Origin of the sequence: Vibrio echinoideorum (assembly GCF_024347455.1) — a bacterium.
GTDB lineage: Bacteria > Pseudomonadota > Gammaproteobacteria > Enterobacterales > Vibrionaceae > Vibrio > Vibrio echinoideorum.
The window spans coordinates 2,822,017-2,846,615 of record NZ_AP025483.1; the positions used below are offsets into that span (position 1 = coordinate 2,822,017).

The 24,599-nt window shown below is 44.2% G+C and carries 24 protein-coding genes; 1 reads left to right on the top strand and 23 read right to left on the bottom strand.

From position 1 onward, the window contains the following. Nucleotides 1–219: 219 nt before the first annotated feature. From OCV36_RS12780 to trmJ, 19 genes are all read right to left on the bottom strand, one after another. Nucleotides 220–1,140 carry an alanyl-tRNA editing protein gene (locus OCV36_RS12780; protein ID WP_135455550.1) on the bottom strand — a complete coding sequence of 307 codons (921 nt, stop codon included), beginning with the start codon at nt 1,138–1,140 and terminating at the stop codon, nt 220–222. Between the two features lie 133 nt (nt 1,141–1,273). Next, nucleotides 1,274–2,755: a ribosome biogenesis GTPase Der gene (der, locus tag OCV36_RS12785; RefSeq protein WP_102550960.1), complete on the bottom strand. Its 1,482-nt coding sequence runs from the start codon at nt 2,753–2,755 to the stop codon at nt 1,274–1,276. Nucleotides 2,756–2,913: 158 nt separating this feature from the next. Next, complete coding sequence (gene bamB, locus OCV36_RS12790) at nt 2,914–4,074, bottom strand: outer membrane protein assembly factor BamB (RefSeq protein WP_017074121.1); 1,161 nt, start codon at nt 4,072–4,074, stop codon at nt 2,914–2,916. A 10-nt stretch (nt 4,075–4,084) separates the two neighbouring features. Further along, nucleotides 4,085–4,699: a YfgM family protein gene (locus OCV36_RS12795; protein ID WP_135455552.1), complete on the bottom strand. Its 615-nt coding sequence runs from the start codon at nt 4,697–4,699 to the stop codon at nt 4,085–4,087. A 79-nt stretch (nt 4,700–4,778) separates the two neighbouring features. Continuing rightward, nucleotides 4,779–6,047, bottom strand: a complete 1,269-nt coding sequence (hisS, locus tag OCV36_RS12800; protein WP_017074119.1) for a histidine--tRNA ligase — start codon at nt 6,045–6,047, stop codon at nt 4,779–4,781. Between the two features lie 70 nt (nt 6,048–6,117). Next, on the bottom strand, nt 6,118–7,239 hold the full coding sequence (gene ispG, locus OCV36_RS12805; protein WP_017074118.1) for a flavodoxin-dependent (E)-4-hydroxy-3-methylbut-2-enyl-diphosphate synthase: 1,122 nt from the start codon (nt 7,237–7,239) through the stop codon (nt 6,118–6,120). 7 nt (nt 7,240–7,246) lie between these two features. Further along, entirely contained in the window at nt 7,247–8,182 is a 936-nt protein-coding gene (locus OCV36_RS12810; protein WP_135455554.1) for a RodZ domain-containing protein, read from the bottom strand. A 439-nt stretch (nt 8,183–8,621) separates the two neighbouring features. Beyond that, complete coding sequence (locus OCV36_RS12815; protein WP_135455555.1) at nt 8,622–9,764, bottom strand: bifunctional tRNA (adenosine(37)-C2)-methyltransferase TrmG/ribosomal RNA large subunit methyltransferase RlmN; 1,143 nt, start codon at nt 9,762–9,764, stop codon at nt 8,622–8,624. Between the two features lie 394 nt (nt 9,765–10,158). Further along, entirely contained in the window at nt 10,159–10,593 is a 435-nt protein-coding gene (gene ndk / locus OCV36_RS12820; protein ID WP_017074115.1) for a nucleoside-diphosphate kinase, read from the bottom strand. A gap of 106 nt (nt 10,594–10,699) precedes the next feature. Further along, nucleotides 10,700–11,995: an aminopeptidase PepB gene (gene pepB, locus OCV36_RS12825; RefSeq protein ID WP_135455557.1), complete on the bottom strand. Its 1,296-nt coding sequence runs from the start codon at nt 11,993–11,995 to the stop codon at nt 10,700–10,702. 205 nt (nt 11,996–12,200) lie between these two features. Next, nucleotides 12,201–12,401: a Fe-S cluster assembly protein IscX gene (gene iscX / locus OCV36_RS12830; protein WP_004740335.1), complete on the bottom strand. Its 201-nt coding sequence runs from the start codon at nt 12,399–12,401 to the stop codon at nt 12,201–12,203. A 134-nt stretch (nt 12,402–12,535) separates the two neighbouring features. Then, a complete protein-coding gene (gene fdx, locus OCV36_RS12835; RefSeq protein ID WP_017074113.1) occupies nt 12,536–12,874 on the bottom strand; it encodes an ISC system 2Fe-2S type ferredoxin in 339 nt (112 codons plus the stop codon). 20 nt (nt 12,875–12,894) lie between these two features. Next, a complete protein-coding gene (gene hscA / locus OCV36_RS12840) occupies nt 12,895–14,745 on the bottom strand; it encodes a Fe-S protein assembly chaperone HscA (protein WP_135455559.1) in 1,851 nt (616 codons plus the stop codon). A gap of 22 nt (nt 14,746–14,767) precedes the next feature. Continuing rightward, nucleotides 14,768–15,283: a co-chaperone HscB gene (gene hscB, locus OCV36_RS12845; RefSeq protein ID WP_017074111.1), complete on the bottom strand. Its 516-nt coding sequence runs from the start codon at nt 15,281–15,283 to the stop codon at nt 14,768–14,770. An 84-nt stretch (nt 15,284–15,367) separates the two neighbouring features. Then, entirely contained in the window at nt 15,368–15,691 is a 324-nt protein-coding gene (gene iscA, locus OCV36_RS12850) for an iron-sulfur cluster assembly protein IscA (protein WP_004735095.1), read from the bottom strand. A gap of 101 nt (nt 15,692–15,792) precedes the next feature. Continuing rightward, nucleotides 15,793–16,170 carry a Fe-S cluster assembly scaffold IscU gene (iscU, locus tag OCV36_RS12855; RefSeq protein ID WP_004735094.1) on the bottom strand — a complete coding sequence of 126 codons (378 nt, stop codon included), beginning with the start codon at nt 16,168–16,170 and terminating at the stop codon, nt 15,793–15,795. 33 nt (nt 16,171–16,203) lie between these two features. Continuing rightward, nucleotides 16,204–17,418 (bottom strand): IscS subfamily cysteine desulfurase, encoded by a 1,215-nt coding sequence (locus tag OCV36_RS12860; protein WP_017074110.1) that lies wholly within the window; start codon nt 17,416–17,418, stop codon nt 16,204–16,206. 27 nt (nt 17,419–17,445) lie between these two features. Beyond that, nucleotides 17,446–17,967 (bottom strand): Fe-S cluster assembly transcriptional regulator IscR, encoded by a 522-nt coding sequence (gene iscR / locus OCV36_RS12865; RefSeq protein ID WP_017074109.1) that lies wholly within the window; start codon nt 17,965–17,967, stop codon nt 17,446–17,448. 116 nt (nt 17,968–18,083) lie between these two features. Then, the gene (gene trmJ, locus OCV36_RS12870; RefSeq protein ID WP_102550967.1) at nt 18,084–18,812 is read right to left on the bottom strand and encodes a tRNA (cytosine(32)/uridine(32)-2'-O)-methyltransferase TrmJ; all 729 of its coding nucleotides are present in this window, start codon (nt 18,810–18,812) and stop codon (nt 18,084–18,086) included. A 181-nt stretch (nt 18,813–18,993) separates the two neighbouring features. Here trmJ and suhB point away from each other — a divergent pair, with 181 nt between their 5' ends. Beyond that, nucleotides 18,994–19,797, top strand: coding sequence for an inositol-1-monophosphatase (gene suhB / locus OCV36_RS12875; protein ID WP_017074107.1), 804 nt, complete (start codon nt 18,994–18,996; stop codon nt 19,795–19,797). Between the two features lie 293 nt (nt 19,798–20,090). Here suhB and secF read toward each other — a convergent pair whose 3' ends face one another. The 4 genes from secF to tgt form a co-directional block, all read right to left on the bottom strand. Beyond that, nucleotides 20,091–21,038, bottom strand: coding sequence for a protein translocase subunit SecF (gene secF / locus OCV36_RS12880; RefSeq protein ID WP_017074106.1), 948 nt, complete (start codon nt 21,036–21,038; stop codon nt 20,091–20,093). A 14-nt stretch (nt 21,039–21,052) separates the two neighbouring features. After that, the gene (secD, locus tag OCV36_RS12885) at nt 21,053–22,909 is read right to left on the bottom strand and encodes a protein translocase subunit SecD (protein WP_017074105.1); all 1,857 of its coding nucleotides are present in this window, start codon (nt 22,907–22,909) and stop codon (nt 21,053–21,055) included. Nucleotides 22,910–22,929: 20 nt separating this feature from the next. Continuing rightward, nucleotides 22,930–23,259, bottom strand: a complete 330-nt coding sequence (gene yajC / locus OCV36_RS12890; RefSeq protein ID WP_017074104.1) for a preprotein translocase subunit YajC — start codon at nt 23,257–23,259, stop codon at nt 22,930–22,932. Between the two features lie 111 nt (nt 23,260–23,370). Continuing rightward, nucleotides 23,371–24,507: a tRNA guanosine(34) transglycosylase Tgt gene (tgt, locus tag OCV36_RS12895; RefSeq protein ID WP_004735086.1), complete on the bottom strand. Its 1,137-nt coding sequence runs from the start codon at nt 24,505–24,507 to the stop codon at nt 23,371–23,373. Nucleotides 24,508–24,599: the final 92 nt, after the last annotated feature.

The window sequence follows — 24,599 nt, forward strand, 5'->3', positions numbered from 1 at the left end:
ACACACTAAATAACCACAACACACAATCGAAGATCATAGGTTGATCTTTTGCTTTATCTATTTTGATCAGCGATCTACCCCAAAAAGAATATTTATATCACCACACACCGAAAGCATAAGTTACATGTGCTGCATTTCAATTTTAAATGGTCATTTATATTGAAAGTGACATGATTAACCAGAATAAACAGAATAAGTAATTTCGATCTGTAACCTAAATTATCGAATTACATGCGTCAGCATTTCAATATGCTGGTCATCTAACTGGGTTAACTTAACCGATAATACCTTAAGCTCTGACGTATTCTCGATGTGAGTACCACCACAAGGAATAGACACTAAAGTGTCGCTATCCAACTGCCACTCCCAATAGCGAGAGTCTGTTAATGCCTCACCTTCCAGTCTCATTGCTACTGGCGTCGAATCTGCGAACCAACCTGTAATCATCTGGTTGATGTCGGCTTCAATACCATCAAGATTGGTTAGCATATCTGCTACGTTCAAGCCGCGCTTCTTCAGGGTTTTGCCTAAACGATACTTATCGGTACACAGATCTGGAGTCACAAAGCTAGTCACTTGTGCGTAGCTATTGAAGTCATAACTGCCGAGCGGATCTTTTCTATCCGCATCTTTGCGCCAATAACTCTCAGCCAATACTTTATTTAAAGCTAAGAAAGCGATGTGTCCTGCACTATGCCCACGACTCAGGCTTGCTTGGTATTCTTTATCAACCGACAACTCGACTTTATCGTTAATGTTAATCATAGAAGCTGATGCAGGCAGTTGGTGAACAACCACAAACACCCACCCTTCCGTATCACGCTTAACAGGAATATCTGCTGCGATACAAAGTTTTCCAGTGGATTGTTCTATTGAACCAACAAGGCAGTCTTCAACGGGATATTGCGCATCCCCCACACTCACAAAACCTTTATCCGCAGGGTGATCTGGCCACATATGGCTCACAGGATGGAAAGGGGTCGTATCAGTGATCAGGTAAGTTTTAGTCGTGTCATTTTCGACATACATCACCTTAGCGTTGAGTTGCCAAGTTTGATGGCAAAATTGAGTGATGGTTGGTGTGATGACTATTGTTGGTTTCATGGATGTCGCTGGTGTCATTGAATCGCTAGTGGTCATATCGTTCTTCTTTTGGAATCGAGTTTTATTCGTTAACCCATAATAGATATAGAGCCAATTTTTATGGATCAACTCAAATTTTACTTAAAAAAATACCCGAGACAGGCTCGGGTATCAAATCAATTGGAAAGGTTTACTTACGACCTTTAACCATGGTCATCATACGCTTACGTTTACGTTCTTGAGAAATTGTCAGCTTGGTTGTCTTCGCTTCAAATGGGTTCTCGCTGTTCTGGAATTGAATGCGAATAGGTGTACCCATAATCTCTAGTGAACGACGATAGTAGTTCATCAAGAATCGTTTGTATGAATCTGGCAAGTTGCGAACTTGGTTACCGTGGATAACGATAATCGGTGGGTTGTAGCCACCAGCGTGCGCGTATTTCAATTTCACACGACGGCCACGAACCATAGGTGGTTGGTGATCATCAGTCGCCATCTTCATGATACGAGTCAGTACAGAAGTACCAACACGCGTTGTCGCTGACTTGTAAGCTTCTTGAACAGACTCAAACAAGTGACCAACACCTGTACCGTGAAGTGCAGAGATAAAGTGAATACGAGCAAAATCAACAAAACCTAAACGGCGGTCTAGTTCTTTCTTAACGCGATCTTTAACATCGCTGTCTAGACCATCCCACTTATTTACTGCAATTACGATAGAACGACCAGCATTCAACGCAAAGCCCAACAAGCTTAAGTCTTGATCAGAAATGTTGTCTCGAGCATCAATAAGCAGTAAAACAACGTTAGCGTCTTCAATCGCTTTCAGTGTTTTAACAACCGAGAACTTCTCAACAGTTTCGTTGATGTTCTTACGACGGCGAACACCAGCAGTATCGATTAGAACGTATTCACGCTCATCACGCTGCATTGGAATATAAATAGAGTCACGAGTTGTACCTGGCATATCGTAAACAACCACACGCTCTTCACCAAGAATACGGTTAGTTAGTGTTGATTTACCTACGTTAGGGCGGCCAATGATCGCTAGCTTGATTGGTTGATCTTGAAGACGCTTGAATTCTTCTTCTGCTTCTTCTTCAGTGAAATCAACTTGCTCTTCTTCTTCGTCTTCAAACTCAGTCAAATCGCTTACTTCGCCATTCTCAGCTTTTAGAGCTTCTGCGAACGGGTTAAGAGCAAGGTCAATCAACGCTGTTACACCACGACCGTGCGCTGCAGCGATTTGGTACATGTCTTCTACACCTAGTTGCCAGAAGTCAGCACTTGCAGCATCAGGGTCGATACCATCAACCTTGTTTACGACTAGCATTGAAGGCTTTTCTAGTTGACGAAGGTGCTTAGCGATAGCAACGTCCGAAGGCGTTAGACCAGCGCGGCCATCTACCATAAATAGAACGACATCAGCTTCATCAATCGCTGCTAGCGACTGTTCAGCCATTTTAGTTTCAACACCTTCTTCGGTACCGTCGATACCACCAGTGTCAATAACAATAAAGTCATGCTCGCTAAAATGAGCATGACCGTATTTACGGTCACGCGTTAAGCCAGGGAAATCCGCAACCAATGCATCACGAGTTCGAGTCAATCGGTTAAATAACGTAGATTTACCTACGTTCGGACGCCCTACTAGAGCAACAACAGGTACCATAACAACCTCTACAATTTCTTCTATAAATGTAGTTATAGGTAAGCACTTGTTTTCAAGTTAAAACTCTTACCTATAACCACACGATTTATTAATTTTAAACAACAAAACGGCTCCTAGCTGTTACCAACCAGGAGCCGACTGTGAATTATATCACGCTTTTATTGGCTAATCGTTAGTTTCTTTACATCGCCATTGCGAGTCGTCACTAAGTAGCCTTCAGGCAGTTCAATTGGTGCAACCGCAAAGCCGCTATCATCGACTAACTGTTGAGCAACAAACTTACCCGATGAACGTTCTAACCAGTGCAGGTAACCTTCAGTGTCACCCACAACAACATAGCCGTTAATAATAGCAGGAGCAGTTAATAAGCGGTTTTCTAACAATGGAGTGCTCCAAAGTTCAGTACCACTACGCGCATCAACAGCAACCACATGGTCTTTATCTGTAACCACAAACAAACGACTACCATCGCTCGCGAGGTCAATCGCTGACGAATAGTTACGTTTCCAGATAGGTTTGCCAGAACGAAGATCAATTGCAATCAACTGACCATTAATACCAACGGTATACAGCGTGCCACCAAGAACAACTGGAGATGCATCAACATCAACTAAGCGATCAATTTCCGTTGCGCCTTTTGGCGTACCTACTGGCTGTTGCCAAATAAGCTGACCACGGTCAACGATAGCAGCAGCCAGTCGACCATTTGCCGTTCCCCAGAAAACACCACCCGAAACAGCAACAGGTGTACTGTCACCACGAAGTGTTAGGCTTGGGACTTCAGTACTGATCGTCCACTTTTGCTCGCCGGTCTCTTGGTCTAATGCGATCATCATGCCGCGGCTAGTATGAATAAGTACCATGTTGTTTTCAGTCGCTGGGGATGCAAGCACCTCACCATTTACTGAAACGCGCCATAACTCTTCACCTGTTGATTCTTCTAAAGCGATCATTTCGCCATTTTCAGAACCAACAAACACTTTACCGTAGGCTGCCGTTAAGCCGCCAGATAAGCGAGCCAGTACGTCTTTTTCAAGGTCGACTTTCCATAACTCTTTACCTGTTTCAGGATCAAGTGCTTTAACTAAACCTTCACGGCTTGCAACAAACACTTTGTCGTAAGCCAGTTCTGGCGTCAGCTTTGAAAAGTAGTGACCAACACCATCACCAACCGACGTAGACCATTCCTGTTTAGGAGTGAACTCGCTGTTAACTGTTGGTACTGGAGCCATGATTACTGTGTCTTCTTCACCCGCACAGCCAGCCAATAGGCCAAGAGCAATCGCACACAACGCTGCTTTGGGAAACATCTTCTTCATTCAAAGCGCCTTATTTAGCTAGGTCGTCAAGTTTGATTTGAAGCGTTTGGCTAGCATCAACAGCTTGCTGTGCTTCTGTATAAGCACTGTATGCTGCGTCTGTATCGCCTTTACGAAGTGAGATATCGCCACGAAGTTCAGCAACACGGCCTTTCCAAGATTCATCTGTCATTGCAGCAAGATCAGTCAATGCTGCATCAAATTCACCTTGTTCAGCTTTGATGCGTGCAACACGGTATGTAAGTAGTGGCGCTAGTGCCGCATCCTTAGTTGCCGATTTTGCCCACTCAAGCTGTTCAAGTGCCGCTGCGAGTTCACCGGCTTGTACCTGTGCTTTTGCTAGTTGCATTGCAGCAAGTACTGAATACTCAGCATCTTTGTTTGCGTCGATAAAAGCTTGAATATCAGATTGAGCATCAACGCCTTTAGCTTCAAGAGCTGAAATTACAGAGGTATAGCTTTCAGAAGCTGCTTCACGTGCTTCAACTACTGAATCTTGGTAATAGCGCCAGCCAAATAGACCACCTAAACCAATAACCGCACCAAAGATTACGGCTTTACCGTTCTCTTTCCACCAATCTTTAATGGCTTCAACCTGTTGCTCTTCGCTATCGTAAAGTTCCACTTCCTGTCCTCTTTAATTCTTTAAACGCCAGCATGTGGCTGACGTTAATATTCATTATGAGCGTTTGCTCAATAGCTAATTAGATTAGCGCAGCAACTTTCTCTGCAACTTCCGCTTGAGACACGGTTTCTTGCACGCCGCCAACCAAATCTTTTAGTACAACGGTATTGTCAGCAACTTCGTTCTCACCAAGTACTAACGCCACAACAGCACCTACTTTGTCAGCACGTTTGAATTGCTTCTTGAAGTTACCACCACCGAAGTGGTTCATCACACGTACGCCTTCAACGGTGTCGCGCAATTGATTTGCTAACTGCATGCCTGCGATCATCGTACCTTCGCCAGCTGCAACCATATATACATCAACGCTACGGCGAACTTCTGTTAGCTCTAGCGTTTCCATCATAAGAACCAGACGCTCTAAGCCCATAGCGAAACCAACAGCATTCGTTGCTTTACCACCTAGTTGCTCAACAAGACCATCATAGCGGCCACCGCCACATACTGTACCTTGCGCGCCTAGGCTGTCTGTAATCCACTCAAATACTGTGCGGTTGTAGTAGTCAAGACCACGTACTAGACGCTCATTAACTTGGTATTCGATACCAACCGCGTCAAGAAGTTCACACAAACCAGCAAAATGTTGCTTTGATTCTTCACCTAGATATTCAGATAGTCGAGGTGCGTCACCTAAGATAGCTTGAACATCCGGGTTCTTAGTATCAAGTACACGTAATGGGTTAGTGTGCATGCGACGTTTGCAGTCTTCATCTAACACATCAATGTGTTGCTCAAGGAAAGCCACTAACGCTGTACGGTAGCTCACACGATCTTCTTGAGAACCGATTGAGTTCAGCTCGAGGCGAACGTGTTTATCGATGCCAAGTTCACGCCATAGACGTGCCGTCATCATAATAAGCTCAGCGTCTACGTCTGGACCGTCTAGGCCAAACACCTCAACGCCACATTGGTGGAATTGACGGTAACGACCTTTTTGAGGACGCTCGTGACGGAACATTGGACCCATGTACCATAGGCGCTGTTCATCACGGTTGATAAGGCTGTTTTGAATACATGAACGTACACAACCAGCTGTACCTTCTGGACGCAGCGTTAGGCTATCGCCATTGCGGTCATCAAAGGTGTACATCTCTTTAGAAACAACGTCTGTCTCTTCACCAACCGCACGGCTAAATAGGTTCGTTTCTTCAACGATAGGCATACGTACTTCGTTGTAACCGTAGGCACTCACCACGCTTTTAACTGCGCTTTCTACTTTCTGCCACAGTGGTGATTGAGTTGGAAGGCAGTCGTTCATGCCTCGAATTGCTTGGATATTTTTAGCCACAGTATTTATTCCGTAATTTCTCACGACCAGGTGTAGGTTCGAATAGACAAACACACCTCATCGCGTTTTATTAATCTTCTAAGTTTTCTACGTCAATGCGATTTGCTTTATCAAGCACCGATGCTTTCGCTCGGATCCTAGCTTCAAGCTTGTCGACAAGATCATTGTTATCAAAACGCTCTTTCTGACGCTTGCCATCTTCGTAGAAGGCACTCTTACGTGCACTACCCGCAAGGCCTAAGTGAGACACTTCAGCTTCACCAGGGCCGTTAACGACACAACCGATGATAGAGACGTCCATTGGAGTCACTATGTCTTCTAAGCGTTCTTCAAGGGCGTTAACGGTGTTGATAACATCGAATTCTTGGCGAGAACAGCTCGGACACGCAATGAAGTTGATGCCACGTGAGCGAATGCGCAAAGATTTAAGAATATCAAAGCCAACTTTAATCTCTTCAACAGGATCAGCCGCTAACGAGATACGCAGCGTATCACCGATACCTTCAGACAATAACATGCCTAAGCCTACAGCTGACTTCACAGAACCGGCACGAGCACCGCCCGCTTCAGTAATACCAAGGTGCAGAGGTTGATCAATCTGTTTAGCCAGCAAACGGTAAGAGCCTACGGCTAGGAATACATCAGAAGCCTTAACGCTGACTTTAAATTGATCAAAGTTCAGACGGTCTAAGATATCTACGTGACGCATTGCTGATTCAACAAGCGCTTCGGCTGTTGGCTCTGTGTATTTCTCTTGGATCTCTTTTTCAAGAGAGCCGCCGTTAACACCAATACGAATCGGAATATTCATATCGCGAGCACAATCAACAACTGAGCGGATACGACTTTCGTTACCGATGTTGCCAGGGTTGATACGCAGACAGTCCACACCATATTCAGCCACTTTAAGAGCGATACGGTAATCGAAATGGATATCAGCAACCAAAGGAATAGATACCTGCTGTTTGATTAGCTTAAACGCTTCAGCGGCATCCATAGTTGGTACAGATACGCGAACGATATCAGCGCCAACTTTTTCCAAAGCTCGAATCTGAGCAACGGTAGCGGCGACGTCTGTTGTTCTTGTGTTGGTCATGGATTGCACAGCAATAGGTGCACCATCACCGATCGGCACATCACCCACATAAATACGGGTTGATTTGCGACGAATAATAGGAGATTCGTGTTGCATATTAACTCTAAGGTAAGGTTATTCTAGCTACTTTGCCTGAAGTATACCCAGAAAGGTCGACAGGTTCACTTGCAAATGTCATCGATACGCCTTCAGGCACACCCAGAATCACTTTATATGGTGTTGTTCCTGAAAGATTGAGTGTCTGACCTGCTTTTTTAATACCAGTAGACAAAGTCTTGCCAGAAGCATCTTTCACTTGGATCCAACAATCTGAAGAGAACTGCATAGTTAGCTCGTTGGCGACAGATGCAGAAACCACAGTCTCAGGATCAGCCGTAACTGAGGCAACATTTTCAGACTCTTGTACTTCTTCAACAAGTTCAACTGGCTCGAGAGAACTTGAAGCTTCAGTAGCACTATCTACAGTAAGGTCATCAGCATTTTCAGTAACAAGAGATGTCTCTGTGTTTTGCTCGGCTTCAATAACTTCTAATGAAGTTAACTCAGGATCAAGCGACTCTTCTACCACTAGCTCTTCTGAGCTTTCAGTATTAATTAAAGATTGCGATAAGGTGTCTTGTTGTTGATTCTGCCACCACCACAATGAAGAGATACCCACAATAACGGCAAAGATGCTCCAAGTGAGGATCATAATGCGACTGTTGTGCTTTTCAGTTTTTGTCTTTCGAGAAAAACTCAGCATTTCTTGCTCTTGGTGTTGAGCATCACCAGTATGGTGAAGCGCATTCAAAACCACTTTCTCATCAAGATTGACGTATTTCGCGTATGAGCGAATATAGCCACGCATAAACGTCGCGACTTGATCTGTCTCGAATTGATTTTCTTCAATTTGCTGAATCAGAGTAACGCGAAGCTTCAAGCGATCAGAGATCTGCTTTTGTGTTAAACCAAGAGATTCACGTTTGTTTTTAAGCAGAGTTCCTGCTTCCAAAGTTGGAGCAACTGTTTCTTGTGTCTGTGTATCGTGTTCTGTGTTCATAGAGTGTGAACTTCTAAAGTATTATCGTAGGTCGATGAGAGCGTTTTTTATTGTCGTTTAAGCTCAATCTAGCAACCCACTTTATGTGGAATTTTTCCTGTTACCTAAATCATCAACCCTTAAAGACGAACATCAGTCATATTGTTATGAACAATGTTCTCAGGAAGCTAGTTTATCAAGTAGCCAACCTAAATAGACATATTGATGAGGGTAACAAGCGAGCACTTAAATTAATTTAAGATTTGTTAATCATAAGCTAATGCCATTGCAAGGCAAAAACACTTTAAACAAAATTTACCGTCAGCTCATGGTTTTGTCCAAAATTTGACGAAAAATGTAAGAAAGCATGGGGAAGAAGTCCAAATTTTGGAAAACTACACGCCATAAAAGCAACAAGCCAGAAGTTATACTTCTGGCTTGTTTATATTCAAATCGCGTTTTATACCGCTTTTACTTCAATTACACCACCTGCAATCAGGTTCGCTTCTGAAGCGGCTTTCAGAATTTTGGTACGCTTGGTTCTGTCAATAACATCACCTACTAACTGGCCACATGCGGCATCAATGTCATCACCACGAGTTTTACGAACCGTTACTGTGTAGTTGTATTCCATCAACGTTTTTTGGAAGCGATCAATTCGAGAATTGCTTGGCTTCTTGTAAGGCGACCCTGGGTAAGGGTTAAATGGAATCAGGTTGATCTTACATGGCGTTTCTTTCATTAGCTCAGCAAGTTCACGAGCGTGGTCCATATCATCATTCACATGATCCAATAGAACGTACTCAACCGTTACTTTACCGCGATTCGCATTTGAAGATGCAATATAACGACGAACCGAAGCTAGGAAGTCTTGGATATCCCAACGGTCATTGATCGGCATGATTTGGCTACGCAGCGCATCGTTCGGAGCGTGGAGAGAAATAGCTAATGCTACATCGATGTTATCAGTCATTTGATCAAGACCAGATACAACACCTGACGTTGATACCGTCACACGACGTTTAGAAAGTGAGAAGCCTAGATCATCAAGCATGATTTCCAATGATGGTATTAGGTTCTTCATGTTAAGTAGAGGCTCACCCATACCCATCATTACTACGTTTGTAATTGGGCGGCGACCTGTTTCTTTCTCTAAACCAATTTCACGTGCGGCACGCCAAATTTGACCTACGATCTCTGAAACTTTCAGATTACGGTTGAAGCCTTGTTGAGCTGTAGAGCAGAACTTACATTCAAGCGCACAACCAACTTGCGAAGATACACACAGCGTCGCACGGTCGCCATCAGGGATGTATACCGTTTCTACGTCTTGGTCACCCACTTTCATTGCCCATTTAATTGTACCGTCTGCAGAGTGCTGAGCGTCAGATACAATCGGTGCAACAATTTCACAGCGGTGCTGCAGTTTCTCGCGCAATTTTTTATTGATGTTGTTCATTTGTTCGAAGTCATCGACACCGAAGTGATAAATCCACTTCATCACTTGCTCTGCTCGAAATGCTTTCTCATTCAGTTCTTCTATGAAATATTTACGAAGACCTTTACGATCAAAATCGAGTAGATTGACTTTAGCTGTGGTCATGATGCCTCTCAATGACGGAACAATAATTAAGGGCGCGAATTGTACAGGCTTTACGCAACTTCAACAAGCACTGTAAAACCCTGAGTTTATTAAGACATTCAAACTTAAGTGATTAAAATTCAATCACCCATATTTGAACGCTTAAATTTGACCAATTCAAAGAGAGAGCTCCCCTATTACACTCCTTTGCCGCTATCGGGAGTGACGCTAATACTCAGCAACAACTCGCCAATCATCACTACAAGAATGTGACTAACAAAAGTAGTCGTGATCCCAAAGCCGAAGAGCTAGGTATCAAGGATTTCGCTTCGATACTCCACCTGTTATTCAACAAAGTATCGAAACGAAAAAGGCCTCACCGAAGTGAAGCCTTTAAAGTCATTTGCAGTGCCAGTTATTGAGCTGGGCGTGGGCAAATTTCAGATTCTGGGAAGAAGAATTCGATTTCGCGAGCTGCAGACTCAGGGCTATCGCTGCCGTGTACTGAGTTGTAACGCATGCTGATTGCGTAATCAGCACGGATAGTACCGCATGCTGCTTCTTCTGGGTTTGTTTTACCCATTAATTCACGGTAACGAGCGATAGCATTTTCGCCTTCAAGCACTTGAACCATGATAGGACCAGAAGTCATAAACTCTTTAAGAGCTGGGAAGAACTCTTTGCCTTCATGCTCTGCGTAAAAGCCACTTGCTTGTTCTTCAGTAAGGCTAACCATTTTAGCAGCAATAATTTCTAGACCTGCTTTTTCAATGCGGTGGTAGATTTCACCAACAAGGTTACGCTTAACTGCATCTGGCTTAACAATTGAGAACGTTCTTTCTAGAGCCATAGGGATTCCTTCACTTCATTTTTTTGTTATTAAATACTGAAATTACTGAGATCATTCGATCTTAGTTTACGAATAAGCGGCATTCTGATACCGCTCACCCTTATTATTATTTTGCTTGGTCGATAAGAAGACGAGCCAGCGTGCGAACACCCATACCGGTCGCGCCTGCAGCCCACTTATCACTAGATGACTTACGGTAAGTACCCGCGCAGTCCATGTGAACCCAACCTTTTTTGTAGTCGTCTACAAAGTAAGAAAGGAATGCAGCAGCGGTACTTGCACCCGGTGTGTAGTCACCAGAACTGATGTTTGAAAGATCAGCAAAGTTCGAAGGCAACATGCCACGGTGGAAATCAGCAAGAGGCAGTGGCCATAGACCTTCTTTCTCTTGGTTTGCCGCCGTTAGAGCTTGGTGAGACAACTCATCGTCGAAGCTTAATAGCGCGTGGTAATCATTACCTAGTGCATTTTTAGCCGCGCCTGTTAGCGTTGCACAATCGATGATCAATTCTGGATTTTGTGCGCTCGCGAACATCAAGCCATCAGCCAATACCAAACGACCTTCCGCATCGGTGTTCATTACCTCAACAGTTTTACCATTTTTGTAGGTAATAATGTCACCCAGTTTCAATGCACGACCAGAGATCATGTTCTCTGCACAGCATAAGATAAGCTTGATACGCTTGTTTAAACCACGTTCAATTGCCAAGCCTAAACCACCAGTGATGGTTGCTGCGCCGCCCATATCAGCCTTCATTGCTGTCATGAATTGACCAGGCTTGATGCTGTAACCACCTGAGTCGAAAGTAATACCTTTACCCACGAGACAAGCAAATACTGGAGCGTTTTCATCGCCAGTTGGGTTAAAGTCAAGTTGAAGCATGGCAGATGTGCGCTCAGAGCCGCGGCCTACCGCGTAGATACCTTCCCAACCTTCGGTTAGTAGATCTTTATCCTTAACGATTTTCGCTTTAACAGTGCCCGCTGGTGCCACTGACTTGATGAACTCAGCAGCCATCGTCGCTAGTTGACGAGGTGCCACTTCTTCAGCGGTTTTGTTGATAATGTCACAAGTCCAATCAGTCGCGCGAATACGAGCTTCTAGCTCTGCTTGGTCAGCTTCCGAAAGTGCATCCCATTCCAATGCATTCTTTTTCTTTGGTCCACGGTAGCCTTGGTAAAAAGCCCAAACGCTTTCTAGATCCCAACCTTCACCACAAAGTGAAACGAATGCGATACCTTGTCCGTCAAGCTTACGAGCAGCACGTTGAACCGCACCTAAATCGTGGCCTTCACTAATGTGAATTGTCGCTCCTAATTCAGAGAACGATAAAATAGCTCTAGCTCCCCACTGAGGCTGGGCAGCTTCTTGACTTAAAAATACTGACATCTGTGTAGACATGATTTCTCCTTGTCATGAACCACCTTGATTAAGTGATTCTGATTGTTTTTTATTAGCGCACTGATGTTAACATTATGTAGGAGTAAAATGTCATTTTGATAAAAAACGGACCATAAGGTCCGCTTTTTTTAGTAAGAATTGTTAACTTGGCTGCGTTTTATATTGGATAAATTCCAACCAACGGCCAAATCATAGAACAAGAGAGTTAATCCATCTCATCCATCCAGCATAAAATAATAGCCTCTAAGATTTTTTCATTCGAGTGGTTAGGCTCGTCATCAAACTCTTCAAGGTCTAGCACCCATTGATGCAGATCGGTAAAACGTACCGTTTTAGGATCAGTATCTGGATACAAATCACATAGCTCAATTGCGATATCTCGCGAATCAATCCACTTCAAGCTCATAACACTTCCTTATATTTATCAGCGACGCTTGGTCACCTTTATGATCTATATTCTAGGCCAGTTTTCTTAACATAATTGTCTAAGTAATGGTTGTCTCAGCCATAACCGCATAAGCTATGACTGTAGATAAGTTCTTAGTGCTCTTCAGAAGCTAGGTTCAATGTGTACTTTGGAATTTCTACAACAAGATCAACATCAGCTACTTTAGCTTGGCAACCAAGACGAGATTCCATCTCTAGGCCCCATGCTTTATCCAACATGTCGTCTTCTAGGTCATCACTCTCTTCTAAAGAATCAAAACCTTCACGAATCACAACGTGACATGTTGTACATGCACACGACTTTTCACATGCGTGTTCAATACCAATACCGGCCTTCAATGCAACATCAAGAACCGTCTCACCAGTTTTTGCTTCTAATACAGCGCCTTCTGGACATAGATCTTCGTGAGGTAAAACAATAATCTTTGGCATGTTTATCTATTCTCTAACTATTAAATATTGTCGACTGACTGACCTGACAGTGCAGCACGAATTGATTTATCCATACGACGAGAAGCAAAGTCTTGGCTCGCTTTGTCGGTATTTTTAATTTCTAGTTCAATGGCATCTGCATCGTCGCCATTGCGCACTTCAATCAGTGCTTCAATCGCTTGAACAAGTTGTTGTTTTCCTTGTTCATCAAGCAACTCGTCGCCGTCAGCCTGCATTGCAGCAATAAGGCCTTCAATAACGCGATCCGCTTCTACACGCTGCTCAGCAAGAGCACGCGCTTGCATGTCTTCTTTTGCAAACGTCATTGAGTCTTTCAGCATGTTTGCGACTTCGTTGTCACTTAGACCGTAAGAAGGCTTAACTTGGATTTCGGCTTGAACGCCAGTGCTCTTCTCCATCGCAGTAACCGATAGCAGGCCATCAGCATCTACTTGGTAAGTAACACGAATATGCGCAGCACCTGCTGTCATAGGCGGAATGCCTTTCAGAGCAAATCGAGCCAATGAACGACAGTCGTCCACCATTTCACGTTCGCCTTGCACGGTGTGCACTGTCATTGCAGTTTGACCGTCTTTGAACGTAGTAAATTCTTGTGCGCGAGCCACAGGGATCGTGGTGTTACGAGGGATGATTTTTTCTACCAAGCCGCCCATGGTTTCGATACCAAGTGACAGAGGGATAACATCCAATAGCAACATCTCAGAATCAGGCTTATTACCAACTAAGATATCCGCTTGAATCGATGCTCCAATCGCAACCACTTCATCAGGGTTAATACTGGTTAATGGAGTACGACCAAAGAAGCCACCCACCATTTCACGTACAAGTAATGTACGAGTTGAACCGCCAACCATAACTACTTCTAGAACTTCGTCCGCGTCAACTTCCGCATCTTTCAGTGCACGGCGACACGAAAGCAGAGTTTTCTTAACCAGCGGCTTGATGATCTCTTCAAACTCTTCACGAGTTAACGAGCCAGACCAACCCAGCACTTCAACATCAACGCTTTCAGCTTCAGACAAGCCAATCTTAGCTTCTGTCGCGGCGTCTAGAAGAATACGGTTCTGTTCTGCGGTTAGCTCTGAGAAGCCCATCTGTTCTAGGAAATGCTCTGCAATCAAATGGTCAAAATCGTCGCCGCCTAATGCAGAGTCACCACCGGTTGCGAGTACTTCAAAGACACCTTTAGACAGGCGCAATATAGAAATATCAAACGTACCACCGCCCAGGTCATAAACCGCAATCACGCCTTCTTTGCCTGAATCCAAACCGTAAGCAATCGCTGCCGCAGTAGGTTCATTAAGAAGACGTAACACGTGAAGACCCGCAAGTTGAGCCGCGTCTTTAGTTCCTGCACGTTGTGCATCATCAAAGTACGCAGGAACAGTAATTACAGCACCCGCTAGCTCACCACCTAACGTAGACTCAGCACGTTGGCCAAGCGCTCGCAGGATATCGGCAGATACTTGGATTGGGTTCTTGTTACCTTGCTCTGTGCGAATCACAGGTAAACCATTATCACTTTCTTCAAACTGATATGGCAGAGACGGGTATCGCTGTTGAATATCTGACAGTGAACGACCGATTAATCGCTTAACTGAGATAATGGTATTTTTAGGATCAGTTTGCGCTTTTGCACGAGCTTCATCGCCAGTCGTGTAGGATTCAGACTGATAATGAACAACGGAAGGAAGAATACTGCGACCTTGTTGATCAACAAGCGTGTTCGCCTCACCACTGCGCACTGACGCAACCAATGAGTTTGTTGTTCCTAAATCAATACCCACAGCAAGCTTGTGCTGATGAGGAGCGGCGCTTTGCCCTGGTTCTGCAATCTGAAGTAGTGCCATGGATGTGTCCTTGTTATTCGAACTAGCCGATCAAACGATCTTCAACTAACCCGATTTCATTCTTTAATTTTGCAATAAACTTAAGCTTTCTTACTCGGTCTGCTGCTTCTAACCAAGCTTCGCTGTCGAGTTCTTGTTGGATAGCGCTTAATTGTTGTTTATACATTTTGCTAACCTTTCCTTCAAATGCAAATAGCGCATCTTCTGGATCAGAACTGTCTGCGATCTCTTCAAGCTCTTCACGCAATTCCATTTGTTCCATCAAGAACATGGGATCTTGCATGGTCTGCTGTTCACCACGAATATCCTCACCATGTTGTACTAACAGATATTCAGCACGACTGATTGGATTCTTCAACACCTGATACGCGTCATTGATTTGCGCTGCTTTTTGCACAGCTAACAAGCGATCACGCTCAGAAGCAATGGCAAATTTATCAGGGTGGAATTGGCGTTGCAGATCTCTAAACTGAGAAGAAAGAAGGCTACCATCCAGTTGAAACTGAAGTGGTAGCCCAAATAATTCGAAATGATTCATGTAACGGTGGTCCTAAGTTTAGGCTCTTTATTTAGAGCCTAATTTTATTCTTCGCTCACTATAAACGCTCAACGATTGAGGCGTTTATACATTGAAGCTCTCACCACAACCACATTCGCCTTTCGCGTTAGGGTTGTTGAATTCAAAACCTTCATTTAGGCCTTCTTTTACGTAATCAAGCTCAGTACCGTCTAGGTAAACTAAGCTCTTTGGATCAATGATGACCTTAACACCTGAATGCTCAAACACTTCGTCTTCTTCGTTAAGCTCGTCAACGAATTCCAGTACATACGCCATACCTGAACAGCCAGTAGTTTTTACTGCTAAGCGTAATCCGAGACCTTTACCACGGTTATCTAGGAAAGCTTGAACTCGGCTTGCTGCCGTATCTGTCATGGTGATGGCCATACTACAACCTTGTGTTTATATAAATTGAGAACTCAGGGGGAGCACAAAGGGTGCTCCCAAATATTACTTATTTTGTCGACGTGATTACGGTATAGAAGCGATTAGTGCTTCTTTTTGTAATCCGCCACCGCTGCTTTGATTGCATCTTCAGCAAGAATTGAACAGTGAACTTTCACTGGTGGCAACTCAAGCTCTTCTGCGATTTCAGAGTTTTTAATAGCAGCAGCTTCATCAATACTTTTACCTTTAACCCACTCAGTGACTAGTGAGCTAGAAGCGATTGCGCTACCGCAACCGTAAGTCTTGAATTTCGCGTCTTCAATAATACCTTCTGCAGATACTTTGATTTGCAGTTTCATTACGTCACCACAAGCAGGTGCGCCAACCATGCCGCTACCTACACTTGGGTCTTCTTTATCAAACGAACCTACGTTACGTGGGTTTTCGTAGTGATCAATTACTTTTTCGCTATATGCCATGATAGTTACCTCGAATCCTCTATTTCCGTGAGATTAGTGATGAGCCCACTCAACAGTGTTCAAATCAATCCCTTCTTTATACATATCCCATAGAGGAGACATGTCACGTAATTTGTTTACCGCTACACGGATTTGTGCAATCGCGTAGTCGATTTCTTCTTCCGTTGTAAAACGGCCGAATGAGAAACGTACTGAGCTGTGTGCCAGTTCATCGTTTAGACCAAGAGCTCGTAGAACGTATGAAGGTTCTAGGCTTGCTGATGTACATGCAGAACCTGATGATACCGCTAGGTCTTTTAGAGACATAAGCAGAGACTCACCTTCAACGAAAGCGAAGCTCACGTTTAGGTTGTGTGGTACACGTTGGTCTAAATCGCCGTTTACGGTTACAGCTTCTAGATCTTGAACACCTTTAAGTAGGCGCTCACGAAGAGCCAGTGCGTGATCGTAATCTTTCTGCATGTCTTGTTTAGCGATAGCAAAAGCTTCGCCCATACCCACAATTTGGTGAGTAGCAAGCGTACCAGAACGGAAACCACGTTCATGACCGCCACCATGCATTTGCGCTTCTAGGCGAATACGAGGTTTACGACGAACGTACAAAGCACCAATGCCTTTAGGGCCATAAGCTTTGTGTGCAGAAAATGAAATAAGGTCTACTTTCATCTCTTTTACGTCTAGTGGGATTTTACCCGCAGACTGAGCCGCATCAACGTGAAAGATGATCTTGCGTGAACGACATAACTCGCCGATTGCAGCGATATCTTGGATTACACCAATCTCGTTGTTCACGTGCATGATAGAAACAAGAACTGTATCTTCACGCATTGCAGCTTGTAGCTTGTCTAGATCGATGATGCCGTTAGCTTCAGGCTCAAGGTAAGTAACCTCAAAACCTTCACGCTCTAGTTGGCGACATGGATCAAGAACCGCTTTATGTTCTGTTTTACACGTGATTACGTGCTTACCTTTCTTCTCGTAAAAGTGCGCTGCACCTTTGATAGCAAGGTTGTCTGACTCTGTAGCACCTGACGTGAAAACAATTTCACGTGGGTCTGCATTTAGTAGATCGGCAATTTGCTCACGAGCATTATCTACTGATTCTTCTGCCTGCCAGCCGTAACGGTGTGAACGAGATGCAGGGTTACCGAAGTTACCGTCCATCGTCATGCACTGAACCATTTTTTCAGCAACACGTGGATCGACTGGACATGTAGCTGAATAGTCAAAGTAAATAGGCAGTTTCATTTTCTACTCCAATGTAAAAACTGACCGCTAAGAGCGGGCATTAACACCGCGAGGTGCTGCACTAATCGTTGTAGTGCTCGTATTTTTATGTGCAAAACCATTATTAACCGCAAGATCGATATCTTGACGATCAGAAATCTGTAAAACTTCGTTATCTTTCATTAGCTCACCGAGCGTAATGTCGTTTAAGAAGCTGCTAATTCGGGAGCTCAAATCACGCCATAAGGTGTGAGTTAAACAACGACTGCCACCTTGGCAATCTGCTCGACCGTGACACTTGGTTGCATCGACTGATTCGTCTACTGCAGCAATAACAGTTCCGACAGCAATGTCGCTCGCTTCTGCACCTAAACGGTAACCACCACCAGGGCCGCGAACACTAGCAACTAAGCCAGCTTTACGTAACTTAGAAAATAGCTGTTCTAAGTAAGATAACGAGATGCCTTGTCGCTCTGAAATATCAGCCAGAGGAACTGGGCTTTTTTGCGAATGCAGTGCTACATCTAGCATAGCTGTTACCGCATATCTTCCTTTAGATGTAAGTTTCATATCACACCGTATCCACATTGTTTATGTGGTTGGAATCTTCCCATACCCGACTAAATTGGTCAAGTATTTAGTTGACTATTTTAGTCAGGTATTTAGCCCTAACAATAGTATGGGCTTTATTTGTTGTTTTTGCTCTTCTCAATTGAAGTCAAAATACCACGTAGAGTATTGATCTCTTGTAGTTCTGGACGAGATCGGCTGAATAAACGACGCAGCTTGTTCATCACCTGACCCGGCTTCTCCTTAGAGATAAATTGGGTATCAATGATCACTTTTTCAAGGTGTTCATAGAACATTTCTAGTTCTTCGTGACGAGGGTAGTCATCTTGTTGCTGCGGTTGGTACTGGCTAGCCACCATATCAAGGTGTGCCACGCGAACTTCATAGCTCAGTGTCTGTACTGCCATTGCTAGATTTAATGAGCTGTACTCTGGGTTAGCGGGGATACATACGTGGAAATGACACTTCTGAAGCTCATCATTGGTTAAGCCTGTACGCTCACGGCCGAACACTAATGCCACAGGATGCTTCTGACCTTCAACTGCAAACTTTTGTCCACATTCACGCGGCTCAAGCATTGGCCATTCAAGCGTACGAGAACGAGCACTTGAACCAACCACCAAACCACAGTCTTTTACTGCTTCATCCAGTGTAGACACAATAGTTGCGTTTTCTGCGATGTCACCTGCACCAGCAGCCAGTGCTAAGGTCTGCTCGTCAACTTCACATTGAGGGTCAACAAGAACTAATTGACTCAAACCCATCACTTTCATTGCGCGAGCTGCTGATCCGATATTCCCTGAATGAGACGTACCAACCAGAACGACTTTTACATTGTCTAACATGCTATATGACACCACTTTAAAAATAATCGCGAGATATTAACACATAGCAAAGTAAAATGGTCAGACCCTTCGCGGAATGTGAAATCAAGAGTTCAAAAAATAACCACTTCCCTTTTGGGGAAACTTTGGTATACTCGCCGCCGCTTTAAACTGTTCTTTAACATCTTGTGGGAAAAACCATATGCATCCAATGCTAAACATTGCGATACGCGCTGCGCGTAAAGCTGGCAACCATATTGCTAAATCTCTAGAAACAACTGATAAGATCGAATCATCTCTAAAAGGTAACAACGATTACGTTACTAACATTGCTCAAGAAGCTGAGTACATGATCATTGAGACAATCAAATCATCTTACCCAGAGCACAGCATTATTTCTGAAGAATCAGGCCTGACTGAAGGTAAAGACTCTGACGTACAATGGATCGTTGACCCACTAGATGGCACCAACAACTTTGTAAAAGGTTTCCCTCACTTCTCTGTATCTATCGCTGTTCGCATGAATGGTCGTACAGAAGTTGCTTGTGTTTATGACCCAATGCTAAACGAGCTATTCACAGCTCAACGTGGCTCTGGCGCTCAACTTAACAACGCTCGTATGCGTGTTAGCCAACTTAAAGACCTTCAAGGTACTGTTCTAGCGACTGGTTTCCCATTCAAGCAAAAACAACACTCTGAATCTTTCATGAAAATCATCTCAGCTCTATTCGTAGATTGTGCTGATTTCCGTCGTACTGGCTCTCCAGCACTTGACCTATGTTACCTAGCAGCTGGCCGTGTTGACGGTTACCTAGAACTAGGCCTTAAGCCATGGGATCTAGCAGCTGGCGATCTAATCGCTCGTGAAGCTGGCGCTATCATGACTGACTTTGCTGGCGGCACTGACTACATGACGTCTGGTAATGTTGTTGCTTCAAGTGCACGTGGTGTTAAGTCTATTCTTAAGCACGTTCGCGAGAACTCTAACGAAGGTATGCTGAAGTAATTCAGACCTTACGTTAATGCTCTTTAGTTAAGGGCAAAAAATTTAATGAAGAGCCTCGCTATCGCGGGGCTTTTTTGTATCTGCGATACGAGCAAGACGACGGTTAGTTACAATGAGCACAAATCACTTACCCTATCAGTTGCATTTTGCCCCCCACTTGATAGTATTTTACGGATTGGTAAATGCTGAAAAGCCCCTTAGATAGCACAAGCTTACCTATAAAATGCAGATATAAAAAAACCGCTAGTTGCCTAGCGGTTTTTTTGGTTTATCGAAACTGATTAAGCCAAGGCTTAAGGCATTTCGTCAAACTCTTCACCTTCTTTATCCACTTGTGGTGGCATCAGGTGCTCACGTGTAATACCCAACTTCATAGCTAGTGCAGATGCAACGTAGATAGAAGAGTACGTACCAACCGTAATACCCAATAGAAGTGCAGTCGCGAAACCGTGAATCATAGCGCCACCCTGAACGAACAGTGCGATAACTACGAACAAGGTTGTGCCAGAAGTGATCAATGTACGGCTCAATGTTTGTGTGATTGAGTTGTTCAGTACTTCAGGCGCTTCACCCTTACGCATCTTACGGAAGTTTTCACGAATACGGTCAAATACCACTATGGTATCGTTGAGGGAGTAACCGACGACCGTTAGCAAGGCTGCTACGATGGTTAGATCCACCTCAATTTGCATTAGAGAGAACACACCTAGTGTGATAATAACATCGTGCGCTAGTGCTAATACTGCACCTGCAGCCAAACGCCATTCAAATCGCACCGACACGTAAATCAAGATACAAATAAGCGAAACAATGATAGCAAGGCCACCAGCTTCTGTTAGTTCGTCACCCACATTTGGACCAACGAACTCAATACGGCGCATCTCAACTTGCTCACCAGTACCATCTTTAATCGCAGATAGGATCTGGTTACCAAGCGTTTCGCCAGCAACACCGTCACGCGGACGTAAACGAACCATTACTTCACGCGCAGAACCAAAGTTCTGTACCGTTGCATCACCGAAACCTTCCGCTTCTAGTGCACTACGGATATCAGGTAGGTTTGCTGGTTCCTCAAATCCCACTTCAATCAGAGTACCGCCGGTAAAATCTAGACCCCAATTCAACGATTTCGTTGTTAGGGTAAAGATAGCAGTACCAATCATCAAGATAGAGAATAAAAAGGCAACCTTTGACCAACGCATAAAGTCGATCATTTTTTCTGCTTTTAGAATCTGAAACATATTAATTCCTAGCCTTAGATCGACAGTTTCTTAACGCGTTTGCCACCATACATCAGGTTCACGATACAACGTGTTCCGATAATAGCTGTAAACATTGAAGTTAAGATACCGATTGATAACGTTACCGCGAAGCCTTTAATCGCACCTGTACCTACAGCAAATAGAATAATGGCTGTCAGTAGAGTGGTGATATTGGCATCGGCGATTGTGCTAAATGCGTTTGCATAACCTTGGTGAATCGCTTGTTGAGGACTACGTCCATCTCGAAGTTCTTCACGTATACGCTCAAAGATAAGAACGTTAGCATCGACTGCCATACCGACCGTCAATACGATGCCGGCAATCCCTGGTAGCGTCATTGTTGCGCCTGGAATCATCGACATAACACCGATAATCAATACCAAGTTCGCCATCAAAGCGACGTTCGCAATCAGACCGAAAGTACGGTAGTAAAGCAGCGTAAATAACATTACTGCAGCCATACCCCAAACCATTGCCATGATACCCATGTCGATGTTTTGTTGACCCATAGATGGACCAATCGTACGCTCTTCTACAATCGAGATAGGCGCAATCAATGCACCAGCACGCAGTAGAAGTGCCAAGTTATGAGCTTCAGCGGTTGAGTCGATACCCGTAATACGGAAGTTACGGCCAAGAGCAGATTGAATGGTCGCTTGGTTAATCACTTCTTCATGCTTGGTTAAGATAACCTTACCTTCAGGTGATTTACGGCCACTGTCTTTGTACTCTGCAAATACGGTTGCCATTAGCTTACCGATATTTTGACGAGAGAATGTAGACATCTTGCTACCACCTTCGCTGTCTAGCGAGATGTTAACTTGCGGACGACCATATTCATCAACACTAGAGCTCGCATCTGTAATACTAGAACCGCCTAAGATAATGCGTTTCTTAAGAACCACAGGACGACCATCGCGGTCTTGCTTGATTTCGCTACCAGCAGGAGCTCGACCAGAAGCTGCAGCAGCCAAATCGGCACTACTGTCTACTTCACGGAACTCAAGAGTCGCTGTAGCACCTAAAATTTCTTTAGCGCGAGCGGTATCTTGAACACCTGGCAATTCCACTACGATACGGCTAGCACCTTGACGTTGAACCAAAGGTTCAGCTACACCAAGTTCGTTAACACGGTTACGTAGAATGGTAATATTTTGCTCTACAGCGTAGTTTCGGATTTCTTGAAGACGAGTTTCAGTGAAGTTAGCAACCAAAGAGAAACGACCATTAGATTCAGAATCTACAAATGTCATATCTTGGTGTTTAGATTGCAGTAGCGATTTCGCTTCAGCAAGCTGCTCTTCGTTACGTAGAATCACTTCAACCGCATCTTTACCTGATGGACGAATAGCACGGTAACGGATTTTTTCTTCACGAAGTTCGCTACGGAAAGCTTCTTCTTGTTGGCCAACTAGCTTCTCCATCGCGGCATCCATATCCACTTCCATTAAGAAGTGAACACCACCACGTAGATCAAGACCCAGTTTCATTGGTGCAGCACCAATAGATTCAAGCCAATCAGGAGTCAAAGCCGCTAGGTTTAAAGCAACGATAACGTCATCACCTAGTGCTTCTGTGATGATATCACGAGCACTAATTTGCGTATCTGTATCGTTAAAGCGAACAAGAATGGAACCGTTCTCTAGAGCAACGGATTTTGTAGAAAGGCTCTTGGCTTCAAGAGCATCGGTGACAGCATCCAGCGTAGACAGATCTACAGAGGCGCCGCGCGCCCCTGTAACTTGAACTGCCGGATCTTCACCGTATATATTTGGAAGTGCGTACAACGCAGCGATAGCAACGGCAAACGCCACCATCAAATACTTCCATAACGGATAACGGTTTAGCACAGCGAGGATCCTCTAGCTGTTTATAGAGATTTCAGAGTGCCTTTTGGTAGCACAGCTGTAACGAAGTCTTTCTTGATCACTACTTCATTGTTTTGATTCAGTTCGATAGAAACGTAATCGCTATCTTCTGCAATCTTAGTGATCTTACCAATCAGGCCGCCGCTCGTAAGAACTTCATCACCTTTGCCCATAGAAGACATTAGGTTCTTGTGCTCTTTAACACGCTTAGCTTGTGGACGGTAGATCATGAAGTAGAAGATCACAGCAAACATACCTAGCATGATAAGCATTTCGAAACCGCCGCCTGCTGGTGAACCTTCTACTGCTGCGTGAGCTTGAGAAATAAACATTTAAAACATCCTCTATTATATTTTCGTAATTGTTTGTCTAATTGGGTTGCACCCCTTTATTTTCAAGCCCCAACTCTCGGAAGAGAGATGGGGCTCGCAAAAAAAGAAATACTAAGATTCTTTACCTAGTGGTGGGACTTCACGCCCCATTCTTGCATAGAACTCTGCAACGAACTCTTCAAAACGATCTTCATCGATAGACTGACGAATATCGGACATGATTCGTTGATAGAAACGCAGGTTATGAATCGTGTTCAGTCGAGCACCTAGGATTTCGTTACAACGATCCAAATGATGTAAGTACGACTTGCTGTAGTTCTTACAAGTGTAACAGTCGCAATCTGAATCTAGTGGTGTTGTATCGGTTTTATGCTTCGCATTACGGATCTTGATCACACCTTCAGTTACAAACAGGTGGCCGTTACGTGCATTTCGCGTTGGCATTACACAGTCAAACATGTCGATACCACGACGAACACCTTCAACTAAATCTTCAGGTTTGCCTACACCCATTAGGTAGCGAGGCTTGTCTTCAGGTAGTTGAGGACACGTGTGCTCAAGAATACGGTGCATGTCTTCTTTTGGTTCGCCAACTGCTAGGCCGCCAACAGCGTAACCATCAAAACCAATTTCTGTTAGGCCTTTAACGGATACATCACGAAGGTCTTCGTATACGCCACCCTGAACGATACCAAACAGTGAGTTAGGGTTTTCTTGCTTGTCGAAGTGGTTACGTGAACGCTGAGCCCAACGAAGAGACATCTCCATCGAGTCTTTTGCTTCTTTATGCGTCGCAGGATAAGGCGTACATTCGTCAAAGATCATTACGATGTCTGAACCTAGATCCTTTTGGATTTCCATCGACTTCTCAGCGTCCATGAAAATCTTGTCACCGTTTACAGGGTTACGGAAATGTACACCTTCTTCAGTGATCTTACGCGTAGCACCTAAGCTGAATACTTGGAAGCCACCTGAATCAGTCAGGATAGGACCTTTCCAGTTCATGAAGTCGTGTAAATCACCGTGCAGTTTCATGATTTCTTGACCAGGGCGTAGCCACAGGTGGAACGTATTACCTAGTAGAATTTCGGCACCTGTGTCTTTTACTTCTTCAGGCGTCATACCTTTTACAGTACCGTAAGTACCTACAGGCATGAATGCTGGTGTTTCAACGCTACCACGTTCAAACTGAAGTTGACCACGACGTGCGCCGCTGTTTGTTTTTTTAAGTTCGTATTTTAATTTCACGAAGCCTCCAATATGCCAGAGAAACAATCTGACTGATAATTCAGAACCTTAAGCTAAACATAAGTTCAGCGAGTTCTATGAGGAGCGGTCGC